This is a genomic window from Rhizobium sp. CCGE 510 (genome assembly GCF_000292525.1).
Classification (GTDB): domain Bacteria; phylum Pseudomonadota; class Alphaproteobacteria; order Rhizobiales; family Rhizobiaceae; genus Rhizobium.
In genome coordinates, this window is sequence record NZ_AEYF01000008.1 from 95,579 (window position 1) to 111,234 (window position 15,656).

12 protein-coding genes are annotated in these 15,656 nt (G+C 61.8%); 4 read left to right on the plus strand and 8 right to left on the minus strand.

Annotated elements, in window-relative coordinates; all coding sequences use genetic code 11:
* Window positions 1-2: 2 nt before the first annotated feature.
* The gene (locus RCCGE510_RS05505; RefSeq protein ID WP_007627934.1) at window positions 3-1,025 is read right to left on the minus strand and encodes a class I SAM-dependent methyltransferase; all 1,023 of its coding nucleotides are present in this window, start codon (window positions 1,023-1,025) and stop codon (window positions 3-5) included.
* Window positions 1,026-1,294: 269 nt separating this feature from the next.
* Complete coding sequence (locus tag RCCGE510_RS05510; RefSeq protein ID WP_007627935.1) at window positions 1,295-3,316, minus strand: beta-N-acetylhexosaminidase; 2,022 nt, start codon at window positions 3,314-3,316, stop codon at window positions 1,295-1,297.
* Window positions 3,317-3,712: 396 nt separating this feature from the next.
* Here RCCGE510_RS05510 and RCCGE510_RS05515 point away from each other — a divergent pair, with 396 nt between their 5' ends.
* From RCCGE510_RS05515 to RCCGE510_RS05525, 3 genes are all read left to right on the plus strand, one after another.
* Window positions 3,713-5,251, plus strand: a complete 1,539-nt coding sequence (locus RCCGE510_RS05515) for a DHA2 family efflux MFS transporter permease subunit (protein ID WP_037077846.1) — start codon at window positions 3,713-3,715, stop codon at window positions 5,249-5,251.
* Between the two features lie 335 nt (window positions 5,252-5,586).
* Window positions 5,587-6,195, plus strand: a complete 609-nt coding sequence (locus tag RCCGE510_RS05520) for a DUF2026 family protein (protein ID WP_007627937.1) — start codon at window positions 5,587-5,589, stop codon at window positions 6,193-6,195.
* A gap of 279 nt (window positions 6,196-6,474) precedes the next feature.
* The gene (locus RCCGE510_RS05525; RefSeq protein WP_007627939.1) at window positions 6,475-9,756 is read left to right on the plus strand and encodes a hypothetical protein; all 3,282 of its coding nucleotides are present in this window, start codon (window positions 6,475-6,477) and stop codon (window positions 9,754-9,756) included.
* Between the two features lie 4 nt (window positions 9,757-9,760).
* Here RCCGE510_RS05525 and RCCGE510_RS05530 read toward each other — a convergent pair whose 3' ends face one another.
* The 6 genes from RCCGE510_RS05530 to RCCGE510_RS05545 all read right to left on the minus strand — a co-directional run bounded on the left by RCCGE510_RS05530 (window position 9,761) and on the right by RCCGE510_RS05545 (window position 14,228).
* Window positions 9,761-10,504, minus strand: coding sequence for a FadR/GntR family transcriptional regulator (locus tag RCCGE510_RS05530; protein ID WP_007627946.1), 744 nt, complete (start codon window positions 10,502-10,504; stop codon window positions 9,761-9,763).
* Window positions 10,505-10,708: 204 nt separating this feature from the next.
* Window positions 10,709-11,473 carry a 2-dehydro-3-deoxy-D-gluconate 5-dehydrogenase KduD gene (gene kduD / locus RCCGE510_RS05535; protein WP_276310626.1) on the minus strand — a complete coding sequence of 255 codons (765 nt, stop codon included), beginning with the start codon at window positions 11,471-11,473 and terminating at the stop codon, window positions 10,709-10,711.
* Window positions 11,470-12,306 (minus strand): 5-dehydro-4-deoxy-D-glucuronate isomerase, encoded by an 837-nt coding sequence (gene kduI, locus RCCGE510_RS05540; protein WP_007627956.1) that lies wholly within the window; start codon window positions 12,304-12,306, stop codon window positions 11,470-11,472. The genes kduD and kduI overlap by 4 nt, the downstream gene beginning before the upstream one ends.
* Before the next feature lie 122 nt (window positions 12,307-12,428).
* The gene (locus RCCGE510_RS35095) at window positions 12,429-12,734 is read right to left on the minus strand and encodes a hypothetical protein (protein WP_192815278.1); all 306 of its coding nucleotides are present in this window, start codon (window positions 12,732-12,734) and stop codon (window positions 12,429-12,431) included.
* A 175-nt stretch (window positions 12,735-12,909) separates the two neighbouring features.
* Window positions 12,910-13,056: a DUF1127 domain-containing protein gene (locus RCCGE510_RS33120; protein WP_081525675.1), complete on the minus strand. Its 147-nt coding sequence runs from the start codon at window positions 13,054-13,056 to the stop codon at window positions 12,910-12,912.
* A gap of 191 nt (window positions 13,057-13,247) precedes the next feature.
* Window positions 13,248-14,228, minus strand: a complete 981-nt coding sequence (locus tag RCCGE510_RS05545) for a 3'-5' exonuclease (protein WP_007627959.1) — start codon at window positions 14,226-14,228, stop codon at window positions 13,248-13,250.
* Window positions 14,229-14,343: 115 nt separating this feature from the next.
* Between RCCGE510_RS05545 and RCCGE510_RS05550 the strand changes: the two genes are divergently transcribed.
* Complete coding sequence (locus RCCGE510_RS05550) at window positions 14,344-15,612, plus strand: NAD(P)/FAD-dependent oxidoreductase (RefSeq protein WP_007627961.1); 1,269 nt, start codon at window positions 14,344-14,346, stop codon at window positions 15,610-15,612.
* The last annotated feature ends 44 nt before the right edge of the window (window positions 15,613-15,656 follow it).

Sequence of the window (15,656 nt, forward strand, 5' to 3'; positions counted from 1 at the left end):
GGCTATTCAAACAGAATGATACTTGCCGGAGTTGGCGGCATCGGCTTGACCGTGACGCCGGCAAGACCGGCCAGTCTTGCCATGTCAGTCAGCTCACTTTGCGTATAAGCCTGGCCCGCCGGGGTGCTGGCGAGCATCTCCCAGGAGAACGCTGCCGGAAAAGGCGGCGACACGTGATCTTCGTTCGGCACGAAATCGACCGCAACGATCCGTCCATCCTCTGCAAGGCCGGCGATGATCTTTCGCAACAGCTGGGCGCATGTCGGCAGATCGAAGTGGTGCAGAAAATTTGGAAGCAGGACGAGATCATAACCAGTGCGCCAATCGACATCGAAGGCGCTGCCGGCGATCGTCCGGTACCGGTCAGCCACGCCGGCTTTTTCCGCATTCTGCCGCGACAGCTCCAATACGGCGGCCCAGTCGACGGCGACGATCTCCGCTGATGGAAAAGCTTTCGCCATTTCGATCCCGAAAACGCCTGGACCTGCAGCGATGTCCAAAACCTTTTTGGGAGACCTCGGCCAGCCGGAGATCTCCTCAGCCAGTAATTTGGCGCTGAGCCCGGTAAAGGAACCCATGCCGCGCGCAAACTTCAACCAGACGGGATTGTCTGACGACATGTTCGCAAGCCCGGCCGAACCGCCGTTTCGCACGATGGCGGCCGGATCGCGCAGAAAATTATCCAGTATTTCGGGTGCGGCGACGAACTCGACAGCGGAGCCCATATAGGCCGGCGAATTGCGATCGAGGAACATTCTGGTCGCCGCAGTCATCCGGTACTGTCCGCTCTCCTTTGTCAGGAAACCGTTGACCACGAGGTAGTCGCACAGGATGCGCACCCCACGCTCCGCGGCGCTTGTTGCCGACGCCAGCAATTCTGCCGTTTTGCCCGCGCCGATATGCGTAAACAGATCGAGCTCGATGGCCGCCCTGATCGCTGCCGTCTTTCGGCATGCAAACATTGCATCGACCACGAGTTCGGGCGACACGACGCCAGCATTGGCGTCCTCGACGATCGTTTCCAACGGGATCTCCCTAGACCAGGATGATTTTAGGCCGGGTCGGCCTAAAATCTGAATCCTGTTCTAAATTAGAGAGTTAGAGCATGATGTCGTCCGAAAACCGCGCACACTTTTCGGCATCATGCTCTAAAGCCCTCTATCGTTCTTGCCTGGCAGCTCCAGCCGCAGAAATTATGCGTACATTCGCATGTTCTGCAAGACTTACCATGCTAACCCGATCGGGTGCCCCGAGGGCCGACCGGGACCGTTCTATGACGGTCCCAATCCTCGCCCTACGACTGCTGCAGCCCGTAAAGCAGCGGCATCAGCCCCGCCAGCGCCTTGAAGCGTTCCCACGACTTGGAGGACGGTTTCGTCCAGCCGGTTTCGGCAAGCCCTGAGATGCGCGGAAAAACCAGGCGGTCGAAAACGGCGCGGTCCGTCATCGGTTCCGACCAGATGCAGGCCTGGATGCCGAGGAGTTTCTGTTTCTGCGCTGCCGTCCAGCCGCCGATCGGATCGAAATTATAAAGTTTTTCCGCGTCTGACGTTCCCGCCCAGCTGGCGCCGGGCTCATCCCAGTCGGGCCTGAGCGCCATGTCGAGGTAATAGACCTGCCCGGGGCAGACGACCATGTCGTAGCCGCGTTCGGCGAGTTCGGCCGAGACCTCGACATTGCGCCAGCTGCAGAGATAGCTCTTCGCCTTGTCGATGACATCGCCATGTGCTGCTTCTTCCCAGCCGCCGGTGATGCAGCCCTTGCTCGCCAGGAAGCGCTGGACGCGGTTCAGAAACTCCGCCTGCAGGATGGCCGCACCCGAGCCGTGGATGTCGTCGGCGCCATGAGTATTGGTCACCACGTTCAGCCGCTTGGCATGCGCATCGGCAACCTCGTTACCCGCCACGCTGCGCAGGCGCTCGAGCGCTTCCGGCGAGCCGGACCAAGCGCCGAGCGGCACCTCGTCGGCGCCGAGATGGATGACCTTGAACGGAAAAAGCTCGATGAGTTCCGTAAGGATGGTCTCGACGATCTCGTAGGTCTTCTCGCGGGACGGATTGATGCAATTGTCGGGAAAGCCCTGAACCGAATAATAGCTGCCGACCTCGGCCGGATCCCGCAACTCCGGTATTGCCTGCAGCATGGCGTAGCAATGGCCAGGCACATCGATCTCCGGGACGATCTCCACGCCGAAGCTCTTTGCCTCTCCGACGATCTCGCGGATGGCAGCCTTGGTGTAATAACCGCCTGTCCGGGCCGGGCTCGACCCGAGCAGCGGCGGAACGGCAAGGCCGTGGCCGCGCCAGGCGCCGATCTCGGTCAGGGCGGGATAGGCGTCGATCTCGACGCGCCAGGCTTCGTCGTCGGAAAGGTGCCAGTGGAAGCGGTTGAGCTTGTTCCAGGCCAGCACTGCGATCAGCTTCTTGACCTCGGCCGCGCCATAGAACTGGCGGGCGACATCGAGATGCAGGCCGCGCCAGCCCATCGCCGGCTCGTCGACGATCTCGCCGGAACCAGGAAACTGGAAGACACCGGGATGCAGCCTGGCACCGCGCCAGATCTGGCCGAGTGTCACGAGGCCATAGAGAAAGCCAGTCCGGCTGCTCGCCTCGATCGTGAGCCTCTCACCTTCGAAGCTCAGCCGATAGGCTTCCGGGCCGAACCCGGCGGCATCCTTCAGGACGACGGGCACAGCGCCTTCCGCCTCGCTGCGCACGATGCCTTCGACGGCGAAGAGATGTTCAACCAGCGCCGCAAAACCCGTTGCTGCCGCCTCCCCTTCAGCGCTCTCAGCCTGCGGTGCAAAACCGGCCGGCAACGGTTGACGCGCGGCGACGGCCACATGGTTCGGCCAAGGGATGATCGACACCTGAACGGGTGCGTTGACGGGCACCGGATAAATCTCGGCGCCGCGTTTCAGAGGTGCGTTGCTGACCGAGGATCGCGTCGGCTCGATGCTGAGCACGATGGTGCTGCCGTCGGAAAGCGCGAGATAGCCGCTGGTCGCCCCGTCCGTCCAGTGGTGGAAATCCCGGCTCAGTGCGTAGACCGAGATGGTCCAGGTCTCGCCGGCGCCGAGTATGAAATTGGCCGGCGGCTGGAATTCGGTGAAATTCGAGATCCGCTGCGAGACCGTGGCACCCTCGACGCGGCCGGCCGGATCGACGCGACCCGGACCGCTGACGCAGAGCGAGAAATTCGAAAGCGGCTCGGTTCCGAGGTTTTTGAGGCGCAGGACGTAGGAAAACTCCTTGCCGTCTGCAGGCGGGTTCCAGAGGGTTTCGAGCCGCAGGTTTTTTGGTCGCGGTGTGGACATGGTCTCTCTTCCTCTTAAAAATCAGGGCTTGATCATTCCAGCGCGGATGCCGGGAGCGGATTGGGAATTTGAAGTCAATCAAATTGATTTAATATGGATAGCCAGTTTTTCGCCGGCGCGTCAATTGCCGATCTCAAATCTTCCGCAGTGCCCGTCGGGTCGGTTCTCGGCGGATGACTTCTCGTGAAGGGATATGGCCGGTCGATGAGAGCAGCCAAGGCCTCGCGTCACTTAAATCCGTTGATCACACGATCGAGCCTGGCCTCCCCGGTCAGCTCGATCGCATTTGGCGACCCGTTTGCCCTGACTTGCCGGTTGACATGTCGATCGTCTCGAACGCAAACATGATCGGTCTTCTCACCGGGGCAGAAAATGCCGCGCGCGCGGGATCATCGCATGGAACGAGTTGAGCCTGCCCATCCCGATGCAAAGCCTGCCATCGTTTGGCTCGGCTTCATCGCCATGTGCATCGGCATGTTCATGGCGATCCTCGACGTCCAGGTGGTGGCGACCTCGCTGCCGACCATCCAGTCGGCGCTGGGTATCGATCCGGATCAGATGAGCTGGATACAGACGGCCTATCTTATCGCCGAAGTGGTGGCGATCCCGCTGACCGGCCTGTTGACGCGGCTGCTTTCGATGCGGTGGCTGTTCGTTACCGCCATCAGCCTGTTCGTCGCGGCCTCGGCCGGCTGTGCCGCCAGCGGCAGCTTCGGCGAGCTGGTCGCCTGGCGGGTGCTGCAGGGCTTTTCCGGCGGCACCCTCATCCCCTCGGTGTTTTCGGCCGTGTTCATCCTTTTCCCGAACGAGCGGCAGGCGCTGGCGACGACGATCGCCGGCGTGCTTGCGGTGCTGGCGCCGACCGTCGGGCCGATCGTTGGCGGATGGCTGACCGAGACCTATTCCTGGCACTGGCTGTTTTTGATCAACATCCTGCCGGGCATTGCCTCGGCGATCGTTGCGGCACGCTTCCTGCCGCGGCAGGCGCCCGATCCGTCCGAACTCAGGCATCTCGACGGCCTATCGCTGCTGCTGATGGCAACCGCGCTGACGACGCTGGAACTCAGCCTGAAAGAGGCGCCGACCAGCGGCTGGACCTCGGCCTATGTGCTGACCTTGCTGGCGGTCTGCCTGGTCTCGGGCGGTGGTTTCATTCGGCGAACGTTGCGCCGCAGCCGACCGATCGTCGATCTCGGCAATTTCACTGACCGGAATTTTCTCGTCGGCTCGGTCCTGAGCTTCGTGCTTGGTATCGGCCTGTTCGGTTCGGTCTATCTGATGCCGGTCTTCCTGGCTTTCGTCAGAGGCCACGACGCCCTTGAGATCGGCATGACGATGCTGGTCACCGGCGTCGCCCAGCTGATCACGGCGCCGGTCGCCGTCGCGCTGGAGAAGCGTTTGGATGCGCGGCTGTTGTCGGCCGCCGGTTTTGCGCTGTTTGCGGTCGGTGTCGGCATGAGCGCCTTTCAGGATCCGCGTTCGGACTATGACGCGATGTTCTGGCCGCAGATCGTCCGCGGCGTCGCCATCATGTTCTGCCTGCTGCCGCCGACGCGGCTGGCGCTCGGCACGCTCCCGGCCGATCGCATTCCCGATGCCAGCGGTCTTTTCAATCTGATGCGCAATCTCGGCGGGGCGATCGGCATCGCGCTGATCGACACCATCATCTACACCCGCTCGGAACCGCTGGGCCAAAGCCTCTGGACCCGTCTTCAAGCCGGCGACATCGAGGCGGCGACCTTTGTCGGCGCTCCGCTTCCGGCCATATCGGGACATAGCGGCAGTTTCGACGCCGATACCACGGCGCTGCTCGATCCGCTGATCCAGACTGCGGCAAGCGCGCAGGCGATCAACGAGGCCTGGATGGTCATCGCCGTCTTGACCGGCTGCGCCCTGCTCTGCGTGCCCTTCGCCAAGCGGCCGGCGCCGGGCTGAAGACCGTCGCTGACGAACTCGCTTTAACCTTAGAGAATCAGTCAACAGGCTGAATTTGCACATTCACCACGCTCTGACCTGGGCTGACTGAAAGTTCAGTGGCAGGTCAGCAGCCTAGAGGTCCTCGCCAGCCGAGGGTGAACGTTTTAGAGCAAGCCTTCCATGACAATGATATCCGCGGTGCCCCGGGCAACGCCCTATAGGGGCACGGCCCTTTCATGCATTCATTAGGCGACATTCTCGGCTTCGCATACTCGCGCCTTGTGCTACTAGCTGCAGAAATGTGGGATTATGCCGTCGAAAAGCACCCAGTTGAATGAGGCAGGTAAACAGAAATGCTGATCAAGCAAACCGACTATCATCGGATTTATCGAGTTATAAATAGCTTGATCCTGAATGAGAACGGAAATCCTGCGCACGCCTGCATGTACTTCGCTACATTCGGCTCGTTCATTCTCGAACAGCACTATAAGGTGAAAGCGACGCCCAAAGGCGGCCTTGCGGCATATAATCTTGATGGGACAATGATCCTATTTGCCGACCACCGCGAGGATGGTTACGTCACTGGAGCTGGTGAGAATTTCCATTGCTGGGTCGAAGCAGAGGGTTGGGCCATTGATTTCATGGCCCCTGCGTTCTCAGAGACAGCGGCAGGTCTCCAGGTCCCGTCAAAGATGTTTCAACGGCCCTTGTCATCCATGGCGCCCAACATCAATGGTTTGGATCACTCCGGAGACTTCTTTTATTTGTCCGAACCTGCCGCGACCGCCGCTCGTTTTCAGGAGTGGCACAAACTTGCGATGATCGGCGATCTTGCAAGTGTTGCAGCAACGTGGTTTCGAAAGACTCCTAAAAATATGGCTGCCGCTATTTCTATGGACAGTCAGGCAGGCAAGACCAGAAGCGTTCCTCTTGTCGGCAATCCTCTTGTCGGCAGTTGGTGAGAGCGACGCGCCACTGGGCTAGCGGAATCGTCTACTGCCTTTCTCGCCGCAACGAGCACAGGAAGGCAGGCCGCGGCTAGCATCCAGGCGATAACGAACCCTGGATGGTCGTTGCCGTCCTGACCGCCTACGCCCTGCTCTGCGTGCCCTTCGCCAGGCGGCCGGCGTCAACGTGACACAGGACGACAGCTTGCCGATCGGCCGACCGCCGGTAAGATTTCTCTCAATCATTTTGCGTCATCCTTCGATTCCCTTCTGACGCCAATCGACGAGATCTCAATGGCCCCGAACCTTGACCGCAGTTTTCAAATGCCCCGCCGAGAAGAACTTGGCCTTTTTGCGATCAGCAACGGTTCCGGCCTGTCGATATCGGCGCTGCCGAACGGCACGTTGTTTGCCATCGAATATGCCGACGACAAGGGGTCGGTGCAGATCAACCAGATCCAGGGTTCGCCGCTCATCGGCGGTATCGGCCGGCTTTATCTGCGTGTCGGCGGCGCGGCGCCCGATGTGGTCGAAATCGTCGGGCCGCGCGCCAATGGCAGCTTCGGGCACGATGCGACGAGTTTTTCGTGGAGTGGCGAGGCCGGGGATATTCACTATAACGTCCGGCTCGCGCTGCATCCTTCCGAGACGGCCTGGTTCTGGCGTGTCGCCCTCCGGCATCTGAAGGATGGAACGCTGCCGGCTGATCTGGTGCTGATCCAGGATGTCGGTCTCGGCGATCGCGGCTTCCTGATGAACAGCGAGGCCTATGCCTCGCAATATGTCGACCATCACATCGCCGATCACCAGGCATTCGGACCTGTGGTGATGAACCGGCAAAATCTCAAACAGGGTGGTGGCCGCAATCCGTGGCTCGTCCAGGGCTGCCTCGACGGCGCGGCTGCCTATGCCACGGATGCGATCCAGCTGGTGCAGGCGAAAGACCGCCTCGACGACCGGCTGGTCGGCCGCTTCGGCACCAGCCTGCCGAGCAAACGGCGCCAGCAGGAGACAGCCTGCCCGGCCATCCAGTCGAAATCGCTTTCCGTCACCGCAAACGGCGTCAACGCGACCTTCTTCGCGCTGTTTGCTGCCGATCATCCCGAGGCGTCGAGCGACGCCGATCTCTTACTACTTGACGGGCTTGCGGCCGCGGAAAGTGCTTCCGCCGGCCTTGAAGAGGTGCCGCCGGTGCGCAGCCTGCTGCAGGACGCTTCACTGTTGGAGGTCGAGCCACTCGACAAAAAGACGATCGGCGGGCTCTATCCCCAGCGGAGCCTGGAAGAGCGCGTCGACGGAAAGCTGCTATCGTTCTTCGTGCCCGACGGCGTTTTGAACCGCCACGTGGTGCTGCGCGACAAGGAGCTGCTGGTGGCGCGCCGTCACGGCGCGATCGTCAGAAGCGGCCAGAATATGCTGCTCGACGATTCCACCCTTGCCGCCACCTGCTGGATGCAGGGCATTTTCGCTGCCCAGCTGACGATCGGCAATACCTCCTTTCACAAGCTGTTTTCCGTCTCCCGCGACCCTTACAACCTGACGCGCGCCAGTGGGCTGCGCATCATGGCGGATGTCGGCGCCGGCTGGCAGCTGCTGGCGGTGCCGTCGGCTTTCGAAATGGGGCTCAGCGACTGCCGCTGGATCTATCAGTGCGCCGGCCGCACCATCATTGTAACGGCGGTCGCCTCCGGCGAAGAAGCCGCGATGCAATGGACCGTCTCCGTCGAAGGCAAGCCGTGCCGCTTCCTGGTGTTCGGCCATGTCGTGCTCGGCGAACGTGAATATGACGCGGGCGGCCAGATCGAATTCGATGCCGCGCGCAAGCGTATCCATTTCCGGCCGGACCCGGCCTGGCTCTGGGGCGAGCGATATCCCGACGCCGCCTATTGGCTGGTGAGTTCGACGCCCGATGCCATCGAAGAGATCGGCGGCGACGAACTGCTTTATGCCGATGGGATGCCACGCAACGGCGCTTTCGTCGCGCTGCGTTCGCAGCCGACACAGGCGCTCTCCTTTGCCGTCGTCGGCTCGATGACCGATGCCGAAGAAGCCGAGCGGCTGGCAGAGCGTTATCAGGCCGGCCTCACCGATGAAGCCATGCTTGCGCCGGCATCCAAATTCTGGCGCAACACTGTGCGAGGCACGACGATCGCTAGCACGGCGCCCGACCTTGCCGCGCAGACGACCCTGCTGCCCTGGCTGGCGCATGACGCCATCGTGCATCTGAGCGTGCCGCACGGCTTGGAGCAATATACCGGTGCCGCTTGGGGCACACGCGACGCCTGCCAGGGGCCGATCGAATTCCTGCTTGCCTACGAGCATGACAGCGAAGCCAAGGAGGTGGTGAAAACCGTCTTCAGCGAACAATATCTGGAAAAGGGCGACTGGCCGCAATGGTTCATGCTGGAGCCCTACGCCAACATAAGGGCGGGCGACAGCCACGGCGATATCGTCGTCTGGCCGCTGAAGGCGCTCTGCGACTATATCGAAGCGACCGGCGATCTCGCCATCCTCGACGAGAAGGTCTCCTGGCGCGATGAAAAGACCATGCAGAAGGCGCCGGAGACCGACACCATCGCCATCCATGTCGAGAAACTGCTCGATACCGTCCGCCAAGCTTTCATCCCGGGAACGCATCTGATCCGCTATGGCGAGGGAGACTGGAATGATTCCCTGCAGCCGGCCGATCCGCATCTGCGCGACTGGATGGTCAGCAGTTGGACCGTTGCCCTGCTCTACGAGCAGATCGTCCGCTATTCCGCGATCTTGCGCCGCCTTGGCCACGGCGATCAGGCCAAGGGGCTGAGGAAGATCGCCACGGCGATGCGCCGGGATTTCAATCGTCATCTCGTGGGTGATGGAATCGTTGCCGGCTACGGCATTTTCGATCCCGCCCATGACGGCGTCGAATTGCTTTTGCACCCGAGCGATAAGCGCACCGGCCTCTCCTACTCGCTGATCTCGATGACGCAGGCGATGCTCGGCGGGCTGTTCACGCCGGATCAGCGGCGCGCTCATATGAAGCTGATCGACGATCATCTGCTCTTTCCCGACGGCGTGCGGCTGATGGAAAAGCCCGCCACCTATGCCGGCGGTCCGGAGACGCTGTTTCGCCGCGCCGAATCCTCCTCGTTTTTCGGCCGCGAGATCGGGCTGATGTATGTGCATGCGCATCTGCGCTATTGCGAAACGCTGGCGCTGGAAGCCGAAGCCGACGGGCTCTGGAAGGCAATCGCCGTCGCCAACCCGATCTCGGTCACGTCAGTGCTGCCGCATGCGTCGCTGCGCCAGCGCAACACCTATTTCAGCAGCAGCGATGCGGCCTTTCATGACCGCTATCAGGCCGCGGCCGACTGGTCGCGCGTCAAGGCGGGAGAGATCGCCTGCGACGGCGGGTGGCGGATCTATTCCAGCGGCCCCGGGCTCTACACCAGGAGTTTCGTCGAAAATATCCTCGGCTTCAAACGGCGCTTCGGCCGGCGCAGACGCAAACCGCTGTTGCCTGAGGTTCACGCCTCCGTCGATCTGCGGACGGATCATGCCGCCTGGCGGCGGCTGATGAAGCCGAAGCCGTGAACGTTCAGGACGGATTGGTCGCGTCGCGCAACTCTTCGAAGCGCGCCGCACTCTTCGACAGGTGGCTGCGAATGGCGCGACGCGCCGCCGCCTCGTCGCCGTCGCGGATCGCCGCGAATATGGCATGATGTTCCCGGCGCATGCGGGCCGCATGACGCTTGCGCTCGGTCACCGTCATTTTGTCCAGGCGCGCCCATTGCCGCGGCACCATGATGTTGCCGAAGGTATCGAACAGGCGGCTGTAATAGGAATTCTGGGTCGCGACCAGGATGGACCTGTGAAAGGCGTAATCCTCCTGGGCGCCGTATCCGCCCTCTTCGAGCGCCGCGTCGAGCGCATCGAGGCGAGCCTGCATGCGGCCGAGATCTTCAGGCGTGCGCCGTAGTGCCGCAAGACCGGCGGCTTCGTATTCGACCCCCATGCGCAGCTCCAGCACACGCAGAACCTCGTCGATCGACTGCAGGTCGTTAGGAATGATCGAGAAGGATCTGGGCGTCGGATCGTTCGCGACAAACGCCCCAAGCCCTTGCCGCGTGGTGATCAGCCCCTTGGCGCGCAGCGTCGCGAGCGCTTCGCGAACGATCGTCCGGCTGACGCCGGTCGTCCTCATGATCGCCTGTTCGGTCGGCAGGCGCTGGCCGGGTTTCAGATCGCCGGACTCGATTTGCGCCATCAGCGTATCGGCAAGGCCGCTGCGCAGGTTCGGCGGCTGCCGAGTGGTGGTGACCGCGTTGTCCCTGTCCGTCATCTTGTGTCGATCCCGCCCCGATGCGGCTGCGCCAGCCTCATGTCCTTTTGCTAACGCATGCCGGCAGCAAAGGCAAAGCGACGTTAATGCATGTCACCCGGAAGTGTGCAGCGGTTCCGGAATAACGACATGCATCAAAACAAAGAACTAAAGCGCGTTGCATGAATCAAATTTGATGCGGCGCGCTTTTAGTCGACCGACGGATCACCGTGCCAGCCAACCCCCATCGACGGGTAATACCGTTCCGTGCACGTAGTCGGATGCCGACGATGCCAGGAAGACGGCGGCACCGCCGAGTTCATCAGGCGTTCCCCAGCGCCCGGCCGGAATGCGGGCAAGGATGGCGGCATTGCGGTCGGCATCCTCGCGCAGCGCCGTGGTGTTGTTGGTGACGAAATAACCGGGCGCGATGGCGTTGACGTTGACGCCCTTGCCGGCCCATTCGCAGGCCAGCAGCTTGGTCAGTCCGGCAAGGCCGCTTTTCGAGGCGGTATAGGAGGGGATGCGGATGCCGCCCTGGAAGGAGAGCAGCGAGGCGATGTTGATGATCTTGCCCCTGCCCTTGTCGACCATATGGCGGCCGGCCGCCTGCGACAGAAAGAAGGCGGTCTTCAGATTGACGTCGATCACCGCGTCCCAGTCTTCCTCGGTGAAGTCGAGCGCATCGGCGCGGCGGATGATGCCGGCATTGTTGACGAGGATGTCGAGGCCGCCAAAGGTCTGGATGGTCTCAGCGACGATCCCCTTGACCGGTTCGATCGTGCCGAGATCGGCCTTGACGACATGGAAGCGGCTTCCCGCCTGCTTCACCAGCGCCTCGGTTTCGTCCATCGAGGAGCGCCCGACGGCGACGATCGAAGCGCCGGCCCCAGCCAGCGCTGCCGCGATGGCCTGGCCGATGCCGGTATTGGCGCCGGTGACAACGGCCGTTCTGCCTGTGAGGTCGAAGGGATTTGCCACGGTGCTCACCTCAGATCCGCAATGGCGATATGGTCCATGTCGGTGAAGCTCTTGTTGTCGCCGGCCATTGCCCAGATGAAGCTGTAATTCTTGGTGCCGGCGCCGGAATGGATCGACCAGGGCGGCGAGATGACCGCCTGTTCATTGGCGACAAGCATATGCCGGGTCTGCTGCGGCTCGCCCATGAAGTGGAAAACGCGCTGATCGGCTTCGAGATCGAAATAAAGATAGGCTTCCATGCGCCGGTCATGCGTATGGGCCGGCATGGTGTTCCAGACGCTGCCCGGCTCGATCATGGTGAAGCCGAGGGTCAGTTGGCAGGACTGGCAAACCTCCGGGTGGATGAACTGGTAGATCGACCGCTTGTTGGCCGTCGCGGCGTCGCCCGGCGTCAGGTGGCGGGCCTTTTCGCGGGTGAGCAATACCGTCGGATGCGTCTGGTGCGCCGGCGTCGAGACCAGATAGAACTTGGCCGGATCGGCGGCATCCACGCTTTCGAACCGGACGTCCTTGGCGCCCTTGCCGGCATAGAGGCAATCATATTTGGCAAGATCGTAACTGGTGCCGTCAACGATGATGCGACCGGCGCCGCCGATGTTGAGCGCGCCGAGTTCACGCTCGGCGAGAAAGGTTTCCTGGCCGATCGCGGTCGGGGCCGTCAACGGCAATCCGTCGGAGAGCGGCGTCGCGCCGCCGATGACCATGCGGTCGTAATGGGAATAAGTCAGCCGGATCTCGCCGCCCGCAAAGACGGTTTCCACCAGAAAATGACGCCGCAGCGTCTCCGTGTCGTATTCGCGCACGGCCTCGGGATGGGAGGCGTGCCTCACGTCGATCTGCATGTCAAAATTCCTTCAGTTTCGTTGTCGTCAAGCGTCATTGCTCCAGCGAAGCCGGATCCGTCGGCGGCCGTTTGGCTCGGCAATGAACCGAATGGTTACATAGTTGTACGACAAATTCGAAGTCAATATGTTTCTGCAGCACCGGCTCGCAGCCGGCGGCGACCGAAGGAATCGGGAGCAAAATCAGCGATAAACAGGAAAAAATCACCAGCCCTGGCGATGGGTCGCGAGCGGTGCGTTGCGGCGTGATCGGCCAAAAACGAAAAAGCCTGCCGCGGGAGGAGGTGCGGCAGGCTTTCGAAAAAAACCGAACGACAGCTGGGAGGAGGAGTGCTGCCGTTCCCGCAGACGACCCTGGGAGGAGGATGGGGCGCCTGCATATCGAAGGGATGCGGGAGGAGGTGCATCGCTTCGATAGAAATAATCATACTTATTTCTTGCTCAGTTGGTAGGCATTTCTTTGCAAGGCAGCTATGCGTTATGCGAAAAGCAGCTGGCTCGTTCCACAGCGGTTCGATCTGCCGGAAGCACAAAAGCAAAGCGCCCGCTTCGGGAGAAAGCAGGCGCTGGCCAAGTCTTTAAAAGTGCTTACTGTGCAGACCGTTAGCGGGCGATGGCAGCGCGAGCGATGGCGTTGATGTCGCCGCGGCCGATGCCGAGGTCGTTCAGTTCGCGCGTGGACATACGGCCCAGTTCAGCGACCGTCTGACGATACTTGCGCCAGTTATTAAAAGAGCGTGCTACGTTCATGATGATCCCCTTTCGATGGGCTTTCGAAGCCTAGCTGCCAGTCCTTGGCGCTTCGTTCGCTTCGATGAGTTGTATATAGTACGAGCCGATCGATTGTTGCAGCGCCAATGCATCACTGCACCTATGCGAGCTTTGCATGGGTCGCCGAAAAAGGCGGCACCTTGCCGGTCCGGGTCCGAACCGTTTCGCGGTCAGAGTTTGAAACGATCGAAGGCCGTCAGCCGCACGATCGGCGGCTCAGCCTCTTTCCACCGGTAAATTTCCGAACGCAGATAGGACAGTTCGTCGCCGAGATCGTCTTCGCCGACCTCGATCCACCAGGATTTCAGCCGGCCGTCGCTTCCATCCGACCAGCGATAACCTCTCGCCTTCAGATGGTCCTTCATCTCGAACGGGCTGTGTTCGGCAAAGAGATGGATGCGGCAGCACTGGCTGGCGCGGTAAAGCTCGGCGAACGGGCTTTCGCCGTCGCCCTGCTGCCGATCGAGGATTTCCAGCAACGCGTGGCAGTCGTCCACCGCGCGATGGCCGTCATGGAAATAGCCGGCCTGGCCGACGAGATAGCCAAGCTTGGTGCCTTCGAAGCCACGGGCGCTCCAGTCGATTTCCGAAACCGAACAGGCCCAGGCCTTGCCGGCGAAAATCTTCGAGAAGGCTTCGCAGAACGGCCGGTCGAAACCGGCATTGTGGGCGATGATCAGATCCGCGGGTTCGATCAGGGCGCTCAGCGATCTCATATCGATGACCTGGCCTTCGACCATCGCATCGGTAATGCCGGTCAACCGGGTAATCTCCGGCGGTATCGATCGCGACGGCTGCTGCAGGCCGCCATAGATGCCGACGATATCGCCGAGTGCGCCGTCATCGTCGAATGTGAAGGCGACGGCGCCGATTTCGATGATCTCGTCGCTGCGGTGGTTGAGACCGGTCGTCTCCGTATCGAGAATGACGCCGAGCCGCGAAAATTCCGGCCGTCTGACCGAGGCTATCGGCCGGGCGGTGAGCTTCCGGAGGATGCGGTAATTGCCGCTCTGTTCAAGCGTGCGCGCCATGTCTTCATCGGAATTGGCGGCCGGCTGCGACGACGGCCGGCGCGAGGGACCGCGCGCCTTGGCCACCGTCAGTGACGGCTTGGCAAACATGTCGAGTTGCGAATCTCTCTGCACGCTCATCGGACCTGTATGTCACGCAGGCGCGGTTTAATCCATCGCGCGTGGCGCTATCCCCAGCCCTTGCCTTTCATCGACAGGAAAGATTAGCTGAGCACGAGCAGCCAAAGGAAAAGCCATGCCCGGTGACAACGGTAAGGGTGTCGAACAGGATGTCGTTATCATCGGCGCCGGGGCGGCCGGCATTGCCGCTGCCCGTCGCCTGCAGGCGATCCGCCCGGATCTTTCGATCCTGCTGCTTGAAGCCGGTGATCGTCTCGGCGGCCGCGCCTGGAGCGTCGGACTGCCTGAAGCCGGTGATATCGCACTCGATCTCGGCTGCGGCTGGCTGCATGGGGCGCGGACCAACGCCTGGACGGCGATCGCCGGTGAGGTCGGATTGACGGTTGACCGCACACCGGCGCCGTGGAACGGCGGTCGGCGGCTGCAGCGCGACGATGCGGCAACCCAAGCTGCGCAAGAGGCGATCGGCGCCTATTTCGAACGGCTCGACAGTCATGAAGGCGCTGACATCGATCTGGCCGAGATGCTCGAAGCCGGCAATCCCTGGAATGGCCAGATCCGGGCGATCGGCACCTATATCACCGGCGCCGAACTGGAGCGCTCGTCGGTCCTCGACTATAACAGGTACGACCCCGGTCCTGGCCCCGATTGGCGGGTGCGTGAAGGCTATGGCACATTGATCTCCCGTTACGGCCTGCCGGTCCCGACGAGGCTCGGCGTCGAAGTGACGCGCATAAATCACCGCCATGCCGGCCGCATCGACATTGAGACGAACCAGGGTGGGCTCAGTGCCCGCATCGTATTGGTGACCGTTTCGACGAATGTGCTTGCCGCCGGCAGGATCGCTTTCGATCCTCCTCTGCCTGATAAGATCGAGGCGGCGGCGCGTTTGCCGCTCGGGCTCGCCGACAAGCTCTTCCTCCGGCTCGCAAATCAGGAGGCGCTGCCGGCCGATACCCATATGCTCGGCTCCATCAGCCGCGGCGCGACCGGCACCTATCAGCTCCGGCCGTTCGGCGCTGCCGTCGTCGAAGCCTATTTTGCCGGTGATCTCGCCCATGATCTGGAGCGGCAGGGGGTAGAGGCTGCCTTTTCCTTTGCCGCCGATGAACTGGCGGCACAATTCGGCGCCGATATCCGCAAGCAATTGTCGGTGGCTGATATGTCGGCCTGGGCCGCAGCGCCCCACATCGGCGGTTCCTATTCCTATGCCGAACCCGGCGCTTCCGATCTTCGCGGGGTCCTCGCGACACCACGTGACGAACGGATCTTCTTTGCCGGCGAGGCCTGCTCGCGCGCGCGTTATTCGACGGCGCATGGCGCCTACGAGACCGGCGTCACTGCCGCCGACCTGATCGCCGGCTCGTTGTCCCAAGACCGATAGTCGCCGCCGGCTGCGAGGCAGCTGGGAATATTTTTTTCCCACTT